Origin of the sequence: Sorangium sp. So ce1153 (assembly GCF_051521595.1) — a bacterium.
Lineage (GTDB): Bacteria > Myxococcota_A > Polyangia > Polyangiales > Polyangiaceae > Sorangium.
Window position 1 is genome coordinate 1,903,097 of sequence record NZ_CP150361.1, and the last position, 18,754, is coordinate 1,921,850.

At 74.5% G+C, this 18,754-nt stretch carries 4 protein-coding genes; all 4 read left to right on the forward strand.

The annotated features are described in order from the left end of the window. The first annotated feature begins 49 nt into the window (after nucleotides 1–49). The 4 genes from WME85_RS06840 to WME85_RS06855 all read left to right on the forward strand — a co-directional run bounded on the left by WME85_RS06840 (nucleotide 50) and on the right by WME85_RS06855 (nucleotide 18,243). Nucleotides 50–835, forward strand: coding sequence for an SDR family NAD(P)-dependent oxidoreductase (locus WME85_RS06840; RefSeq protein WP_437836300.1), 786 nt, complete (start codon nucleotides 50–52; stop codon nucleotides 833–835). 588 nt (nucleotides 836–1,423) lie between these two features. Then, on the forward strand, nucleotides 1,424–3,073 hold the full coding sequence (locus WME85_RS06845; protein WP_437836302.1) for a PfaD family polyunsaturated fatty acid/polyketide biosynthesis protein: 1,650 nt from the start codon (nucleotides 1,424–1,426) through the stop codon (nucleotides 3,071–3,073). Nucleotides 3,074–3,100: 27 nt separating this feature from the next. Next, a complete protein-coding gene (locus WME85_RS06850; protein ID WP_437836304.1) occupies nucleotides 3,101–10,369 on the forward strand; it encodes an SDR family NAD(P)-dependent oxidoreductase in 7,269 nt (2,422 codons plus the stop codon). A gap of 11 nt (nucleotides 10,370–10,380) precedes the next feature. Next, complete coding sequence (locus tag WME85_RS06855) at nucleotides 10,381–18,243, forward strand: beta-ketoacyl synthase N-terminal-like domain-containing protein (protein WP_437836306.1); 7,863 nt, start codon at nucleotides 10,381–10,383, stop codon at nucleotides 18,241–18,243. Nucleotides 18,244–18,754 lie beyond the last annotated feature (511 nt).

Sequence of the window (18,754 nt, forward strand, 5' to 3'; positions counted from 1 at the left end):
GGGGGCTGCGCGTTCACGCGATGGCCCTGCCGTGGTAGGCGCCCGGAACATGTCGGCCCTGCAAACGTCGGATCGCGTCGCGCTCGTCACCGGGGCGGCGTCGGGCATCGGCGCGGCGACCGCACGAAAGCTGTCGCAGAGCGTGGGCGGCCTGGTCCTGATCGACCGGAGCCGCGACGCGCTCGACGCCCTGGCCGAGGAGCTCCGCGGGCCGGAGCTCTTGCTGCGCGACGGCGACGTGGGCAGCGAGGCCCCGTGGGCCGAGCTCGAGGGGGCCGTCGAGCGCCGCTTCGGGAAGCTCGACCATGTCGTCGCGAACGCCGGCGTGGCCCATGGCGCGCCGATCACGGAGACGTCGTTCGACGACTGGCGGCGCGTCCTCTCCGTGAACCTCGATGGCGTCTTTCTGACGCTCCGGACGGGCCTTCGTCTCCTCAGGAAGACGGGCCGCGGCGGGACGGCGGTCGTCGTCTCGTCGGCCGCGGCCGTCAAGGCCGAGCCGGGCGTGGCCGCGTACGGGGCCTCCAAGGCGGGCGCGGCGCAGCTGGTCCGCGTCGCGGCGAAGGAGGGCGCGCCCGACGGGATTCGCGTGAACGGCGTCTTGCCCGGCGGCGTCGAGACGCCGATCTGGACGCAGACGCCCTTCTTCCGGTCGCTCGTGGCGTCGGCCGGCAGCGAGCGCGCCGCGTTCGACCAGATGGCCGCGATGGCCACGCCCCTCGGCCGCTACGCGACCGCCGACGAGATCGCCGGGATCATCGCCTTCCTGCTCTCGGACGCGTCGGCCACCATGACGGGCGCGCTCGTCGTCAGCGACGGCGGTTATTCCCTCTAGCGCCTCGTCGCCCGGCTCGTCCATGGTTTTATGAGAGAAGGAACCACAGAGGCACAGAGGGCACAGAGGAGAGAATAAAGACTCTCTATCTCCATCTCTCCTCTGTGTCCTCTGCGCCTCTGTGGTTCAAAATCTTCTCCATGATGGTGCATGGGCGAGCCTCCGGGCGAGCGTATACGGACCGTCAGACACCCAGGAACAAGACAGTAGAAGAGATGCCGAGATAGGGCTCTCTCTCCTGGCGTCCTGATGGATCCATCGTCTTTCATCGTCGACCGAGGCGCTTCTACGCTGCCCGGCTCCCGGCAATCGGCTCTGAAGCCTCCTGTCCACGGATCCGTTGGTCTCGGAAAAATGAAGCGTCATCGCACGCGCCGGCTCACGGCGCGCGTTGCAACTCTGAAACAGAGGCGCAGCGCGTCACGACGGCGCGTGACCGCGCGCGCCCGGGAAAGATCGCTCTCATGGCCTGATCCTGGGGTCGAACGCGCCCGGGCCGCGCTCGTGGCGCCGTGACCGAACCATTACCGCGGGGCGTTCACCACGGGTGTTATAGAGCGCCAGCTTGTCATTGGGAGGCAGCTCAGCATGATAGAGAATCCGCACGTCCTCCGCAGCGCCGGCCTTCAGCCGATCGGCATCTGGCGCAGCGGGCCGTGGCTCCCCGCGTTCACCCCGACGGACTTGCACGAGGCCGTCTCCTGCGTGCGCGAGCCGGTGCACGTGGTGCGCGAGACGCCGGAGGGGCGCGTCGGCGTCTCGCGCGGCGGCGCGGTCATCCGCGAAGATGAGGTGAACGGGGTCCCCACGTTCCCGCTCCTCGGCACGCTGCCCGCGCTGTACCCGGAGTGGCTCGGCGACCGCTCGTTCCTCGAGGTCCACGGCCTGCGCTTCCCCTACGTGGCCGGCGCCATGGCGAACGGTATCCACACGACGCGGCTCACGATCGCCATGGCGAAGGCCGGGATGCTGGGGTTCTTCGGCGCCGCCGGCCTCGGGCTCCACCGGATCGAGCAGGCGGTCGACGAGATCATCGCCGCGCTCGGCACGGACGGCCCCACCTGGGGCTGCAACCTCATCCACGCTCCGAACCAGCCCCGGCTCGAGAGCGACACGGTGGAGCTCTACCTGAGAAAGGGTGTCCGCCGGGCCGAGGCCGCCGCCTACATGGGCCTGAACCCGATGGTCGTGCGGTACGCCTACAGCGGCATCAGGCGCCTGCCCGACGGCCGCGTCGATCGACAGAACCACCTGTTCGCGAAGATCTCCCGGCCGGAGGTCGCCGCGCGGTTCCTTTCGCCGGCGCCCGCCGAGATCCTCGACACGTGCGTGCGCAACGGGTGGCTCACACGCGATGAGGCGGAGCTCGCGCGGAGCCTCCCCGTCGCCGAGGACATCACCGTCGAGGCGGACTCCGGAGGTCACACCGACAACCAGCCGCTCATCGCGCTGTTCCCGGTGATCCTCGGCGTCCGCGACGAGCTCGCGGCGAAGCACGGCTACCGCCGCCCGATCCGCGTCGGCGCCGCCGGCGGCCTGTCCACGCCGTCCACCGTGGCGGCCGCGTTCGCGCTCGGGGCCGCGTACGTGCTCACGGGCTCGGTCAACCAGTCATGCATCGAGTCGGGCCTGTCCGACGAGGGCAAGAAGATGCTCGCCCAGGCCGACCTCCCGGATGTGGTCATGACGCCGGCAGCCGACATGTTCGAGCTCGGCGTGCAGGTCCAGGTGCTCAAGCGCGGCACGATGTTCGGGGTCCGCGCGCAGCGGCTCTACGACCTCTACGTCGCCCACGACGCCATCGAGTCGCTGCCCGCGGACGTGCGCGCGCGCGTCGAGCGGGAGATGTTCCAGATGTCGTGCGACGAGGTGTGGTCGGGCTGCGAGCGGTTCTTCGCCGAGCGCGACCCGGCCGAGCTCGAGCGCGCCGCGCGCGACCCGAAGCACAAGATGGCGCTCATCTTCCGGTGGTATCTCGGCATGTCCAGCAAGTGGGCGATCGCCGGAGACCCGAAGCGCCGCGCCGATTACCAGATCTGGTGTGGTCCGGCCATGGGCGCCTTCAACCGCTGGGTCAAGGGGTCGTTCCTCGAGGACCCGCAGAGCCGCACCGCGGTCCAGGTCGCGCGCAACCTGCTCGAGGGCGCGGCCGTCGTCACGCGCGCACAGCAGCTCCGGACGTACGGCGTCCCCGTGCCGAGCGCCGCCTTCTGCTTCACTCCCCGCCCGCTCGCCTGAGCGCCAGATCATCTCCTGAGGTTCTTCATGCACCGCTCGTCCTCGCCTATTCCGTCCATCGCTGTCGTCGGCGTGAGCGCCATCTTCCCCGGCTCGCTCGACGCTCACGGCTTCTGGCGCGACATCCTGGCCGGAACTGACCTGATCACGGACGTCCCGGAGACGCACTGGCTGATCGAGGACTACTACGATCCCGACCCGTCCGCCCCCGACAAGACCTACGCGAAGCGCGGCGCCTTCCTGAAGAACGTGCCTTTCGATCCGCTGGAGTGGGGCGTGCCGCCCTCGATCGTGCCGGCCACGGACACGACGCAGCTGCTCTCGCTGATCGTGGCGAAGCGGGTGCTGGAGGACGCGGCGCAGGGGCAGTTCGAGTCGATGGATCGCGAGCGGATGAGCGTGATCCTCGGCGTCACCTCGGCGCAGGAGCTCCTCGCCTCGATGGTGAGCCGGATCCAGCGGCCGGTCTGGTCGAGGGCGCTGCGGGAGCTCGGGTACCCCGAGGAAGAGGTGAAGCGCGCCTGTGACGCGATCTCGGGGAAGTACGTGCCATGGCAGGAGTCGAGCTTCCCGGGGCTGCTCGGCAACGTGGTGGCCGGGCGCATCGCGAACCGGCTCGACCTCGGCGGGACGAACTGCGTGACCGACGCGGCGTGCGCTTCGTCGCTGTCGGCGATGTCGATGGCGATCAACGAGCTCGCGCTCGGACAGTCCGACCTCGTGATCGCGGGCGGCTGCGACACGATGAACGACGCCTTCATGTACATGTGCTTCAGCAAGACGCCGGCCCTGTCGAGGTCGGGCGACTGCCGCCCGTTCTCCGACAAGGCCGACGGGACGCTGCTCGGCGAGGGCATCGGGATGGTCGCGCTCAAGCGGCTCGACGACGCCGAGCGCGACGGGGATCGGGTGTACGCGGTGATCCGCGGGATCGGCTCGTCCTCGGACGGCCGGAGCAAGAGCGTCTATGCGCCGGTGCCGGAAGGGCAGGCGAAGGCGCTGCGCCGGACCTACGCCGCCGCGGGGTACGGCCCCGACACCGTGGAGCTGATGGAGGCCCACGGCACCGGGACCAAGGCCGGCGACGCGGCCGAGTTCGAGGGGCTGCGCGCCATGTTCGACGAGTCGGGGCGCGCCGATCGGCAGTGGTGCGCGCTCGGCAGCGTGAAGTCGCAGATCGGCCACACCAAGGCGGCGGCGGGCGCGGCGGGCCTGTTCAAGGCGGTCATGGCCCTGCACCACAAGGTGCTCCCGCCGACCATCAAGGTCGACAAGCCGAACCCCAAGCTCGAGATCGAAAAGACTCCTTTCTATCTGAACACCGAGGCGCGGCCGTGGATCCGCGCGTCGGATCACCCGCGGCGGGCGTCGGTGAGCTCGTTCGGGTTCGGCGGCTCGAACTTCCACGTGGCGCTGGAGGAGTACACGGGCCCGGCGCCGCGGGCGTGGCGGGTGCGGGCGCTGCCCGCGGAGCTCGTGCTCCTGTCGGCGGACACCCCGGCGGCGCTCGCCGACCGCGCCCGGGCGCTGGCGAAGGCGGCGGAGACGCCCGAGATCCTGCGCTTCCTGGCGCGGGAGTCGGTGCTCTCGTTCGACGCGTCGCGGCCCGCGCGGCTCGGGCTCTGCGCGACGGACGAGGCGGATCTCGCGAGGAAGCTCGAGCAGGTCGCGGCGCACCTCGGGGCGAAGCCCGAGCAGGCGCTCGCCGCGCCGCTCGTGCACTGCGCGAGCGGCGAGGCGCCGGGGCAGGTGGCGTTCCTGTTCCCGGGGCAGGGGAGCCAGTACGTGGCCATGGGCGCCGACGCGCTGATGACGTTCGACGCGGCGCGCGCCGCGTGGGACGCGGCGGCGGGCGTGGCGATCGGGGACGCGCCGCTCCAGGAGGTGGTGTTCCCGCGGCCGGTGTTCTCGGACGAGGACCGCAGGGCGCAGGAAGCGCGGCTCCGCGAGACGCGGTGGGCGCAGCCCGCGATCGGCGCGACGAGCCTTTCGCACCTCGCGCTGCTCGGGGCGCTCGGGGTGCGGGCGGACGCGTTCGCGGGCCACAGCTTCGGCGAGATCACGGCGCTCCACGCGGCCGGCGCGCTGTCGGCGGCGGATCTCCTGCGCGTCGCGCGGCGGCGCGGCGAGCTGATGGGAGAGGCGTCGTCCGAGCGGGGGGCGATGATCGCGGTCCCGCGGTCGATCGACGAGGTGCGGGCGCTCGGGCTCGGCGACGTGGTGGTCGCGAACCACAACGGCCCGAAGCAGGTGGTGCTGTCCGGCTCCGTCGCGGCGATCGAGGCGGCGGAGGAGCGGCTCCGGGGCCTCGGGATCCAGGCGAGGCGGCTCGATGTCGCCGCGGCGTTCCACTCGCCGCTCGTGTCGGAGGCGAGCGCGCCGTTCCGCGAGTTCCTGGGGGGCATCGCGGTGGAGGCGCCGGGCGCGCCGGTGTACAGCAACGCGGAGGTCGAGCCGTACCCGGGCGGCGGGGACGCGGCGCGCGACCGGCTGGCGCGGCAGCTGGCCGAGCCGGTGCGGTTCGTCGAGCAGATCGAGCGGATGTACGCGGCCGGGGTGCGCACGTTCGTCGAGGTAGGGCCGGGGTCGGTGCTGACGAACCTGGTCGGCGACATCCTGAGCGGCCGGCCGCACCGCGCCGTGGCGCTCGACCGGAAGGGCAAGCACGGGGTGACGAGCCTGTTCGAGGCGGTGGCGCGGCTCGCGGTGGCCGGGGTCCCGCTGGACGCGCGTGTCCTGTGGGACGGCTTCGCGGCGCCCGTGGATCCGCGGGCGCTGCCGAAGCCGAAGCTGGCGCTGCCGATCAACGGCAGCAACTACGGCAAGCCGTACCCGCCGCAGGGCGGCGCGAAGGAGCTGCCGAAGGCGAGCGCGGCGCGGCCGGCGCAGAAGCCGGCGCCGGAGGCGGCGAGGGCGGCGGGCGCGGCGGTGGGGGGCGCGGCGCGGCCGGTGGTGAGCGCGGCGGCGCCGGTGGTGAGCGCGGCGCGGCCGGTGGTGAGCGCGGCGCGGCCGGTGGTGAGCGCGGCGCGGCCGGTGGTGAGCGCGGCGCGGCCGGTGGTGAGCGCAGCTGCGCCGGTGGTGAGCGCGACGCGGCCGACAGTGAGCGCGTCGCAGCCGACAGTGAGCGCGTCGCAGCTGACAGTGAGCGCGTCGCAGCTGACAGTGAGCGCGCCACCGCCGGCAGTGAGCGCGTCGCAGCCGGCGGTGAGCGCGCGGGCGCCGGCGGCGAGCGCGTCGTGGCTGGCCGCCTACCAGGAGGCGCAGCGCGCCACGGCGGAAGCCCACGGCGTCTACCAACGCACGATGGCCGAGAGCCACATCGCCTTCCTGCAGGCGGCCGAGGCTTCCTTCGCAGGGCTGGCGGCGCTCGCGACCGGTGCTCCGTACACGGTCGCCGCCGCAACGGCGCCCGAGGTACGGCCTGCGCCCGTGCTCCTCGCTCCGGTGCACGCGGCGGCGCCTGCAGCGCCTGCCGTGACAGCAAAGGCAACGGTCGTTGCGCCTGAGGCAGCGGCGAGAGCAGCGGTCGTTGCGCCTGCGCCCGCCGTGGTGGCGCCCGCGCCCGCCGCGGCATCGCCTGCGCCCGCCGCGGCGGCGCCGGTGCGGGTTGCTGCGGCGCCCGCCGTGGCAGCGAAGGCAGCGGTCGCGCCGCCCGCCGCGGTGACGCAGGCGGCGGCTGCCGCCGCGCCAGGGGTCGATCTCGAGCGGATGGTCCTCGATGTGGTCGCGGACAAGACGGGATACCCCGTCTCAATGCTCGGATTGCAGATGGAGCTGGAGAGCGATCTCGGGATCGACAGCATCAAGCGGGTGGAGATCCTGTCCTCGGTCCGGGACCGCACGCCCGGGCTGTCGGAGGTGGACGCCTCGGCGCTGGCGCAGCTGCGCACGCTCGGTCAGGTCGTCGATCACCTCCGCGCCTCGCTGCCCGCCGGAGCGCCCGCAGCCGCCGCCAGGCCGGCTGCCGCCGCTCCCGTCGGCGTGACGGCGCCCATCGCCGCGCCCGCCGCCGCTGCCTCTGTGGCTTCCGCCGCGGCGCCGGCCGCGTCCGCGGAGGTCGAGCGGGTGGTGATGTCGGTCGTGGCGGAGACGACGGGGTACCCGGCCGAGATGCTCGGGCTGCAGATGGAGCTGGAGAGCGATCTCGGGATCGACAGCATCAAGCGGGTGGAGATCCTGTCGGCGGTCCGGGACCGCACGCCCGGGCTGTCGGAGGTGGACGCCTCGGCGCTGGCGCAGCTGCGCACGCTCGGCCAGGTCGTCGACCACCTCCGCGCCTCGCTGCCCGCCGCCGCGCCGGCCGCTGCATCCGTGGCTCCCGCCGCGGCGCCGGTCGCGTCCGCGGAGGTCGAGCGGGTGGTGATGGCGGTGGTGGCGGAGACGACGGGATACCCGGCCGAGATGCTCGGGCTGCAGATGGAGCTGGAGAGCGATCTCGGGATCGACAGCATCAAGCGGGTGGAGATCCTGTCGGCGGTCCGGGACCGCACGCCTGGGCTGTCGGAGGTGGACGCCTCCGCGCTGGCGCAGCTGCGCACGCTCGGCCAGGTCGTCGACCACCTCCGCGCCTCGCTGCCCGCCGGAGCGCCGGCCGCAAGCGCTGTCGCGTCGCCCACTGCAGCTGCCGCTGCCACCTCGCCCGCCGCCGCGCCGGCCGCTGCCTCCGTGGCTCCCGCCGCGGCGCCGGTCGCGTCCGCGGAGGTCGAGCGGGTGGTGATGGCGGTGGTGGCGGAGACGACGGGGTACCCGGCCGAGATGCTCGGGCTGCAGATGGAGCTGGAGAGCGATCTCGGGATCGACAGCATCAAGCGGGTGGAGATCCTGTCGGCGGTCCGGGACCGCACGCCCGGGCTGTCGGAGGTGGACGCCTCCGCGCTGGCGCAGCTGCGCACGCTCGGCCAGGTCGTCGACCACCTCCGCGCGAACCTCGGTCCGGCCGGGAGCGCCACCCCGGCGAAACCTGCCGAGGAAGCCGAGGAAGCGGCCTCCGCGGGCCTCGGCCGGTGGACGCTCGCCGAGGTCCCGGCGCCCGCCGCTGGCCTCGCGATGCCAGGCCTCTTCGACGCCGGCACCGTGGTGGTGACCGGCCACGACGCGATCGGCCCCGCGCTCGCCGCGGCCCTCGAGGCGCGCGGGATCGCGGCCGAATATGCGCCCGCCGTGCCCCGCGGCGCCCGCGGCGCCGTGTTCCTCGGCGGCCTGCGCGACTTCGCCACGGTCGACGAGGCGCTCGCCGTCCACCGCGAGGCGTTCCTCGCCGCCCAGGCGATCGCGGCGAAGCCGGCCCTGTTCGTCACGGTCCAGGACACCGGCGGCGACTTCGGCCTCGCCGGCTCGGACCGCGCCTGGGCGGGCGGGCTGCCGGGCCTCGCCAAGACCGCGGCGCTGGAGTGGGCCGAGGCGTCCTGCCGCGCGATCGACGTCGAGCGCGGCGGCAGGACCGCCGGCGAGATCGCCGAGGCGATCGCGACGGAGCTCCTCTCCGGCGGCGTCGAGCGCGAGATCGGCCTGCGCGCCGACGGCCAGCGCACCACGCTGCTCAGCGTCCGACAGGACCCGCAGCCCGGGCCGCTCCCCCTCGGGCCCTCCGACGTCGTCGTCGCGAGCGGCGGCGCCCGCGGCGTCACCGCGGCGACGCTGATCGCGCTCGCCAGGGCCAGCCGCGCTCGGTTCGCGCTGCTCGGCCGCACCGCGCTCGAGGACGATCCGGCCGCGTGCCGCGGGGCCGACGGCGAGGCCGCGCTCAAGGCGGCGCTGATCAAGGCGGCGGCCGCCGCGGGGCAGAAGGCGACCCCGGCGGACATCGGCCGGCAGGTCGCGAAGGTCCTCGCGAACCGCGAGGTCCGCGCGACGCTCGACGCGATCCGCGCGGCCGGCGGCGACGCGCTGTACGTCTCGGCCGACGTGAACGACGCGCGCGCGGTGGCCGCGGCGCTCGACGGCGTGCGGAGCGCCCTCGGCCCCATCACCGCGGTGGTCCACGGCGCGGGCGTGCTCGCCGACAAGCTCATCGCCGAGAAGACGGTCGAGCAGCTCGACCGCGTGTTCAACACGAAGGTCGACGGACTCCGGGCCCTGCTCGGCGCGACGGCGAGCGACCCGCTCAAGGCGATCGTCCTCTTCAGCTCGATCGCCGCGCGCAGCGGCAACAAGGGGCAGTGCGACTACGCGATGGCGAACGAGGTCCTGAACAAGGTCGCCGCCGCGGAGGCCGCCCGCCGCCCCGGCTGCCGGGTGAAGTCGCTCGGCTGGGGCCCCTGGCAGGGTGGCATGGTGAACGCGGCGCTCGAGGCGCACTTCGCGCAGCTCGGCGTCCCGCTCATCCCGCTCGCGGCGGGGGCGAGGATGCTGATCGACGAGCTGTGCGACGGCCCGGCCGACAGCGGCGCGGGCGCGCCGGGCGCCGCCTCTCCCGGCGCGGTCGAGGTCGTGCTCGGCGCGGAGCCGAAGACCCTCGCGGCGCCCGACGCCGCCGACCACGGCCGGCGCGTCGCGCTGGCCGTCCGCGCGGACCGCGCGACGCACCCCTACCTCGGCGATCACGCCATCAACGGCGTCCCCGTCGTGCCGGTGGTGATCGCGCTCGAGTGGTTCGCCCGCGCCGCGCGCGCGTGCCGGCCGGATCTCGTGGTGACCCAGTTCCGCGACGTGAGGGTCCTGCGCGGGATCAAGCTCGCGGCGTACGAGTCGGGCGGCGAGGTGTTCCGCGTCGACTGCCGCGAGGTGAGCAACGGCCACGGCGCGGTGCTCGCGGCCGAGCTGCGCGGGCCCCAGGGGGCGCTGCACTACGCGGCGACCATCGAGATGAAGCCGCTCGCCGAGCGCGTGGCGCCGCGCGGCCCCACCGCGCCGTCGCTCGGCCCGTGGAGCGGCGGCGACGACCTGTACGACGGCCACACGCTCTTCCACGGGCGCGACTTCCAGGTAATCCGCCAGCTCGACGGCGTGAGCCGCGAGGGGATCGCGGGGACGGTCGTCGGCCTGCGCGAGGCAGGCTGGGTGACCCAGCCGTGGAAGACCGACCCGGCGGCGCTCGACGGCGGGCTGCAGCTCGCGACGCTGTGGACGCAGCACGTGCTCGGCGGCGCGGCGCTCCCGATGTCCGTGGGCGCGCTGCACACCTTCGCCGAGGGCCCGTCCGACGGCCCGCTGCGCGCGGTCGTGCGCGGGCAGATCATGGGCCGCGACCGCACGAAGGCGGACATCGCGTTCGTCGACGACGAGGGCACGCTCGTCGCCGAGCTGCGCGACGTGCAGTACGTCCTCCGCCCCGACGCGGCGCGCGGCCAGGCGTGATCGAGGGAGCCGTGTTCGAGCCCATCGCCATCGTCGGCCGCGGGTGCGTCCTGCCGGGCGCGCTCCACCCCGCGGACCTCTGGGACAACGTGCTCGCGGGCAGGGATCTCCTGTCCGCCGCCCCTGACGGCCGCTGGCGGCTCTCGCGCGATCGCGCGCTCGCCCCCGAGCCGCGCGGCCCGCGCGACCTGCGCGACCTGCGCGACGTGAAGGATCGCGCGTGGAGCGACCGCGGCGGCTACGTCACCGGGTTCGACGAGCGCTTCCGCCGCGCGCTCGCCGGGGACCCGTTCCCGCGGCGCGCCGGTCCGCCCGAGGCCCTGCTCGCGCTCGACCCCCTCTTCCAGTGGGTGCTCTACGCGGGCCGCGAGGCGCTGCGCGAGGCCGGCCACGAGGGCCGGTCCGACCGCGCGGGCGCGGTGCTCGGGAACCTCTCGTTCCCCTCGTCGGCGATGTCGGCGTGGGTCGAGTCGACGTGGCTCGGCGATCTCGCCGGCGTCCCGCGGCCCGATCCGCGCAACCGGTTCATGTCGGGGCTGCCCGCCCACCTGCTCGCCGACGTGCTCGGCCTCGGGGCCGGGGCGTTCGCGCTCGACGCCGCGTGCGCGTCGTCGCTCTACGCGATCGCGCTCGCCTGCGAGCGCCTGCAGCGCCGCGAGGTCGACCGGATGCTCGCCGGCGCCGTGTGCCGGTCGGACGATCTCTTCATCCACATCGGGTTCTGCGCGCTGTCGGCCATGAGCCGCACCGGGCGCAGCCGCCCGTTCTCGTCGGAGGCCGACGGCCTGGTCCCGGCGGAGGGCGCGGCGTTCGTGGTCCTCGAGCGCCTCTCCGACGCCGAGGCCGCGGGCAGGCCCATCCTCGGCGTGATCCGCGGCGTCGGCCTGTCGAACGACGGCCGCGGCCGCGGCCTGCTCGCGCCGGCGGTCGAGGGGCAGCTGCGCGCGATGCGGTCCGCGTACGCCATGGCCGGCCTCGATCCCCGCGAGGTCTCGCTGCTCGAGTGCCACGCGACGGGCACCCCCCTCGGCGACGCGACCGAGATCGCGACGCTCACCGAGGTCTTCGGCCGCCGCGAGGTCCCGCTCGGGTCGCTCAAGTCGAACCTCGGCCACCTCGTCACGACGGCCGGCGCGGCCGGGCTCCTCAAGCTGCTCGGCGCCATGGCGGCGGGGGTCCGCCCGCCGACGCTGCACGCCGATCCGCTGAGCGACGCGGTGGCCGCGAGCCCGTTCCGGGTGCTGCAGCGGGCCGAGCCCTGGGAGGGGCGGCGGCTCGCGGGCCTGTCGGCGTTCGGGTTCGGCGGGAACAACGCGCACCTGCTCGTCGAGGCGTACGAGCCCGCCGCGCGGTCGGCCCGCGCCGCCGCCGTGGCCGCGCCACGCCCCGGCGCGTCGGACGCCGCTGCCGCGGAGCCCGCCCCGGCCGGCCACCTCGCCGTGGTGGCGATGGGGCTGTGCGTCGGCGAGCTCGGCGGCGTCCCCGCGTTCGCGGAGGCGCTCCTCTCGGGCGGCGGCGCGGATCCCCGCCGCGCCACCGTGGCGCTGCCTGCGGATCAGCTCCGGTTCCCGCCGCGCGACCTGCAGCAGGCGCTCGCCCAGCAGACGCTGCTGCTCGAGGCGGCGATCGAGGCCACGGAGGGCCTCGCGCTGCCGCGCGATCGCACCGCGGTGCTCATCGGCATGGGCGCCGACACCGAGGTGTGCCGGTACATGGCGCGCTGGCGGCTCGCCGAGACGGCGCCGGCGCGGCTCGGGCCGTCCGTCGACGTCGGCGCGCTGCAGGACGCGGTGATCCCCGCGCTCCAGGCGGCGGGCGTCGTCGGGAACATGCCGAACATCCCGGCGAACCGGCTGAACAGCCAGCTCGACGTCGGCGGACCGTCGTTCACTGTCGCGGCCGAGGAGCTCTCCGGGCCGTGGGCGCTGCGCGTCGCGGGGAGCGCCCTGCGCGCGGGCGCCGTGGACGCGGCGATCGTCGGCGCGGTGGACCTCTCGTGCGAGCCCGCCCACGTGGCCGCGCTCGAGGCGCTCGGCGTCCGCCTGCCCCCGGGCGACGCGGCGGTCGTGCTCGTGCTCGAGCGCCTCGACGATGCCGTCCGCCAGCGGCACCCGGTGCTCGCCGTGGTCGTGGACGAGCCGGCCGACCCGGGCCTCGTGCTGTCGGCCACGGACCTCGCGCCGCGGTTCGGCCACGCGCATGCCGCCTCCGGCCTGCTGCACGTCGCCGCCGCGGTGCTCGCGTGCCGTCATGCTCGGAAGCTCGACGGGACGCCGTGGTCCGACGAGGTCCGCGTCGCCGAGGTCCGCTGCGCTGGCCTCGGCGGGGGCTCGCTGTCGGTCCGCATCGGGGCCGGCGGTCCGGCCGCGCCCCTCCCGCCGCCGCGGCCTCTGGCCGGGCCGAAGCTCACGTTTCCCGCCCACCCGCCGGCGATCGTCGTGCCCGGCGCGGCCTCCAGCTCATCTCCCGGAGACTCCATGGAACCTGCGCCGCCTCTGCCGTCCGCCCTCGACGACTCGCCGCCGCTCTACCCCGGTCCCACGGGCTTCTCTGCCGCCGACGCTCCTTCGCTGGTCGTGGACGAGCCGCCGTGGGCTGCGCCGGCGGTCGTCGCGGGCGTCGTCGACGAGCCGCCGTGGGCTGCGCCGGCGGTCGTCGCGGGCGTCGTCGACGAGGTGTCGTGGGCCGCGCCGGCGGTCGTCGCGTCGCCTGCCGCGGGCATTCCTGACGACGTGATCGCCGGCGCGGCGGCGTTCACCGTCCAGCTCGCGCAGATTCACAGCGACTGGGTGGCGCAGCAGGCCCAGGTCCACCGCCGCTTCCTGCAGGTGCGGCAGCGCGCGCTGGACACCCTCGTCCAGGCGTCCTCGGGCGCTGTCGCGGCGGTGCAGTCGGCCCCCGCGGCGCAGGTCTCTCGGGTCGCGCCGCTCCGCGCCGAGGCGCCGCGCGCTGTCGAGCCGGCGCGGCCCGCCACGTCGCCGCAGCCCGCGCCGCGCGCCGTCGAGCCGCCGCGCCTCGCCCGCGTCGAGGCGCCGCCGCGCGCTGCCGAGCCGCCGCGCCCCGCCGCCGCGCCGCAGCCCCCGCCGCGCCCTGCCACGAAGCCCGAGCTCCCCGCCTCGGCTGCCCTCGCGCCCAGGGGCCCCCGGTTCAGCCGCGAGCAGCTCGAGGTGCTCGCCTCGGGCCGGATCTCCGACGTGTTCGGCCCGCTCTTCGCCCAGCAGGACGGCTACCGCCGCCAGGTGCGCATGCCCATGCCGCCGCTGCTGCTCGCCGATCGGGTCACCGGGATCGACGCCGAGCCCGGCTCGATGAAGCTCGGCACGATGTGGACCGAGACCGACGTGCGCTGGGGCTCCTGGTACCTGCACGACGGCGCGATGCCGGCCGGCATCATGATCGAGAGCGGCCAGGCCGACCTCCTGCTCATCAGCTGGCTCGGCGCGGACTTCGAGAACCGGGGCGAGCGCGTCTACCGGCTGCTCGGCTGCGAGCTCACCTTCTACGGCGGCCTGCCGCGCCCGGGCGACACGCTCGTCTACGACATCCACGTCGACGGGCACGCGAAGCACGGCGACGTCCGCCTTTTCTTCTTCCACTACGACTGCCGGATCGACGGCGAGCTCCGGCTGAAGACGCGCAAGGGCCAGGCCGGCTTCTTCACCGACGAGGAGCTCGCGAGCTCCGGCGGCGTCCTCTGGGACGCGGAGACCGCCGAGCACGCCACGACGGCCCGCCTCGATCCGCCGCGGATCGCGTGCCAGAAGTCCGCGTTCGATCGCGCCGACATCCTCGCGTTCGCGGGCGGCGACGGCGCGGCGGCGTTCGGCCCCGGCTTCGAGCGCCTGCGCACCCACGTCAGGACGCCGCGGATCAGCGCGCCGCCGATGCTGTTCTTCGACCGCGTCGACGTGTTCGACCCGGCGGGGGGCCCGTGGAAGCGCGGCTACCTCCGGGCCACGCTGCCGATCACGAAGGACGGCTGGTTCTTCGAGGGCCACTTCAAGGACGACCCCTGCATGCCGGGGACGCTCATGTTCGAGGGCTGCCTGCAGGCGCTCGCGTTCACCATGGCGGCGATGGGCTTCACGGTGGACGGGGACGGCTTCCGCTTCGAGCCCGTGCCCGAGGTCCCTTACCTGCTCCGCTGCCGCGGCCAGGTGGTGCCGTCGAGCCGGCTGCTCACGTACGAGGTGTTCGTCGAGGAGGTGCACGACGGCCCGCGCCCGACGGTGTACGCCGACTTCCTTTGCACGGTCGACGGCCTCAAGGCGTTCCACGCCCGCCGCGTGGGCCTGCGCCTGTCTCCGGACTGGCCGCTGACGAGCTCCCCCGAGCTGCTCGACGGCCATGTCGAGCCGAAGTCGGTCGCGCGCGTCCCCTGGTCCGAGCTGGGCGTGTCGCCGCCGGACGGCGGCGCTCCTGACGCCTCGCGCGCCGGCGGCTTCCCGTTCGACTACCGGAGCCTGCTCTCGTGCGCGTGGGGCCGGCCGTCGGACGCGTTCGGCCCGCTGTACCGCAGGTTCGACGAGGGCCAGCACGTCGCCCGGCTCCCGGGGCCGCCGTACCACTTCATGAGCCGGGTCCTCTCGGTCTCGAGCCCCATGGCGGCGATGAAGGCCGGCGCGAAGGTCGAGGTCGAGTACGACGTCCCGGAGGACGCCTGGTACTTCGACGAGAACGCGAGCCTCACGATGCCGTTCGCGGTGGTGCTCGAGGCAGCGCTCCAGACGTGCGGCTGGCTCGCGAGCTACGTCGGCTGCGCGCTCTCGAGCGAGTCCGCGCTCTACTTCCGCAACCTCGACGGCAAGGGCACGCTGCGCGCCGAGGTCCTGCCGGCCCCGACAGGCGGCGCGCTGCGCACGACGTCGCAGCTGACGAGCATCTCGCGCTCGAGCGGCATGATCATCCTGTCGTTCCGGGTCGAGTGCAGCCTCGCTGGCGCCCGGGTGTACGACCTCGAGACGGTGTTCGGCTTCTTCCCGAAGGCCGCGCTCGCGACGCAGATCGGGCTCCCGCCGAAGCCCGAGGAGCTCGCCGCGCTCGAGGCGCCCTCCGACTTCGAGGTCGACCTGCGCGAGCGCCCCGCGCGCTACTGCGGCGGCAAGCTCGGGCTCGCGCGGGCGTCGCTGCTGATGATCGACCGGGTCGACGGCCTGTGGCAGGCCGGCGGCCGGAAGGGGCTCGGCCGACTCCGCGCGCAGCGGGACGTGCACGCGTCGGAGTGGTTCTTCAAGGCGCACTTCCTCGGCGATCCGGTGCAGCCCGGCTCGCTCGGCATCGAGGCGATGCTGCAGACGATCCAGTTCTGGATGCTGCACCATGACCTCCACGCGGGCCTCCGCGACCCGCGGTTCGAGCCGGTGATGACGGGGCACGAGCACTCCTGGCGGTACCGGGGCCAGGTGCTGCCGGGCAGCCGCCGGGTGACGGTCGAGGCCGACATCCTCGAGGTAGGGCGCGACGATCGCGGGCCCTACGTCATCGCCGAGTCGTACCTGTGGGTCGACGGCCTCCGCATCTACGGCGCGACGCTCGGGGTGCGGATCGTCGACGGCCCCTCACCGCGCCCGCGGCGCGACGTCGGCTTCGATGTGCGCGGGAGCGCGCGCCACCTCGCGTCGCTCCCGGGCGCCGTGAACCGGAGCTCCCGGCCCGGGGAGCCCGCGGGGCGGGCCGCGCTGCCGTCGCCGCAGGCCGAGGCGCCCGCGGGGCGGGCCGCGCTGCCGTCGCCGCAGGCGAACGACGCCGAGGAGGTGCTGGATCCGGGCGGGTGGGTGGCGGACCATCGCCCCACCTGGACGCTCCCGGCGCTCCCGGGGATGAGCATGGTCGACCGGCTGGCCGGCGCCGCCTTGCGGGCGCGTCCGGGCAGCGTGGTCGTGGCCGTGGAGGACGTGGTGGTGCAGCGCTGGCTGACGGTGCCTGGGCCGGTGCGCATCCGGGCCGAGGCCAGCGGCGCGGGCGATGTCCTCGACGTCCGGCTCCTCGCGTGGCGCGAGGCATCGAACCCGGCGCTGTCGCGGTTCGAGCCCGTGTGTACCGGCCGCGTGCGCGTGGCTTTCGCGTACCCGCCCGCCCCGGCGCCGGAGCCGCCGCTCGACGCGCCGGAGGCGGACGACCCCTACGCGGCCGGCACGCTGTTCCACGGCCCGGCGTTCCAGTACCTGACCGCGCTGCGGCTCGGCGCGCGCGGCTCGTCGGCGACGCTCGATCCCCGGAGGGGCACGGTGCCTCCGGGGACGCTGCACCAGGGCATGCTCGACGCGCTGACCCACACGATCCCGCACGACCGGCTGTTCCTGTGGGATCCCGCGAGCCCTGCCGCGCACATCGCGTTCCCGTCGCGCATCCCGTCGCTCCGCCTGTTCGGCCCGACGCCCGAGGGTCCGGTGCGCGTCGAGGTGCGTTACGAGGGGCGCGAGGATCGCTTCGTCTCGTTCCGGGTCCAGGCCATCGCGCAGGCCGGGGCCTCCGGGGCGGACGGCGCCGCCGGGGCCGTGGATGCGGCGGGAGAGCGCGTCTGGCTGGAGCTCCGGCTGGTCGAGGTGCTGCTCCCGCAGGGGCCCATCGGGGGCGCGCCGCCCGGGATCCGCCGGGCGTTCCTGCGCGACCGCGCGCCGGTCGACCTCGCCGTCTCGCGCGTCGACCCGGCGACGGGCGAGGCGCGCTGCGGCCCCGCGGACGTGCGCACGATGGACTGGATGCCGGGCACGGTGGCGCAGCTCTACGACGCGTCGGGCGATCTCGTCGAGGCGGCGGCCGTGAAGGATCACGTCGCGCGGCGCGCGGGCGCGCACCCGTCGACCGTGTCCCTCGCCGGGGTCTCCTCGGCGCAGCCGCTGACGCGCTGGCCTTTCGCGGTGGCGCGCGAGGGCTCCGAGGTCGTGGTCCGCGACGCCGGCGCGCCCGTGATCGACCTCGATCCGGTCCGCCGCTACTGGGGCGCGACCATGGGCCTCGGCCGCTGGCCCGCGGAGGACCTGTATTTCGGCCTGATCGAGCGGTTCATCCGCCGGGTTCACGTCGTCGATCCCGCGGCGTTCGGCGCCGTGAAGGGCCGGAGCCTGCTTTACCTGGGCAACCACCAGGTCGGCGTGGAGTCGCTGCTGTTCGGCATCGCGGTGTCGGGCCTCACGGGGGTCTCCACGGTCACGCTGGCCAAGGCCGAGCACCGGACGACGTGGCTCGGCACGCTGCTCGCGCACTGCTTCGCGTACCCCGGCGCGCGCGATCCGAAGGTGATCACGTACTTCGATCGCGAGGACAAGGCGTCGCTCGGGGGCATCATCATGGAGCTCGGGGCCGAGATGCAGGGGGCGGGCAAGGGCGTGATGGTGCACGTCGAGGGCACGCGGTCGCTCGAGTGCCGCACCCCGGTCCGCAAGATGAGCGGCGCGTTCATCGACATGGCGCTGGCGGTGGGCGTCCCGGTGGTGCCGGTGCGCTTCTCCGGCGCGCTGCCGCCGGAGCCGCTCGAGCGGCGGCTCGAGTTCCCGCTCGGCATGGGCGTGCAGGACATCTGGATCGGCCGCCCGCTCCTGCCCGAGGAGCTCGCGGGCCTGACCTACAAGGACCGCAAGGACCTCGTGATCGCCGGCATCAACGGGCTCGGCCCCAGCAACGCGGTCGAGCAGCCGTTCCCCGGGGATCCTGCGTTCGCGGCGTCGGTGGACGCCTGGGTGGCGGAGGCGGGCGTCACGCACGAGGACGCGACGATCTTCCGGGTGCTCCAGGAGTGCGCGGATCCGACGCCCGAGACGGCCGCGCTCCTGGAGGCCGCGCGCACGGGGCGGCTCGTGTCGCCCGACGCGCGGCGGGCGGACTGGCTGCGCGCGCTGGCGGCGCGGCTCATCGGGAGGCGGCTCACCGGGTGAGGCCACGAACGAGACCGACGAAGAGGGCAGTCGCTCGGCGCGCCGTCACCCTGGTGCGCTGAGCGAGCGGCGTTCTGTATGGCCTCGCTCAGCTCCGCTTCGAAGCGCCGGAATGCCGGCAGCGTTCGCAGCGCCTCCAGGCTGACCTCTTCGCCGAACAGGCGATAGAGGCGCTCGGGCTTCCGCTTCATTCCTCCTTCTCGCAAGAGCCGCCCCAGCGTCAGCTTGGGATCGGCCTCGCGCTCTGGCTCGGCGGGAAGCGCCGGCTGCGCTCCGCTGCCGAGCACGGTCCGGAAGACCTCGACATCGACCAGCATCCAGGCCTCGGTTTCGCGCACTGGAACGCACGGGACGGTGATGGTGTTCGGGTACGCGCGCCGGGCGGTCTCGACGCCTGGGTCAACACAGCTCCGCCGCGCCGATGCCGGATCCCCTGCGCCGTCGGCATGGATGACGAACAGCGTGCATTCCTCCCAGCGATCGGCGATGGCGGCCTCGATGCGCTCGGCAC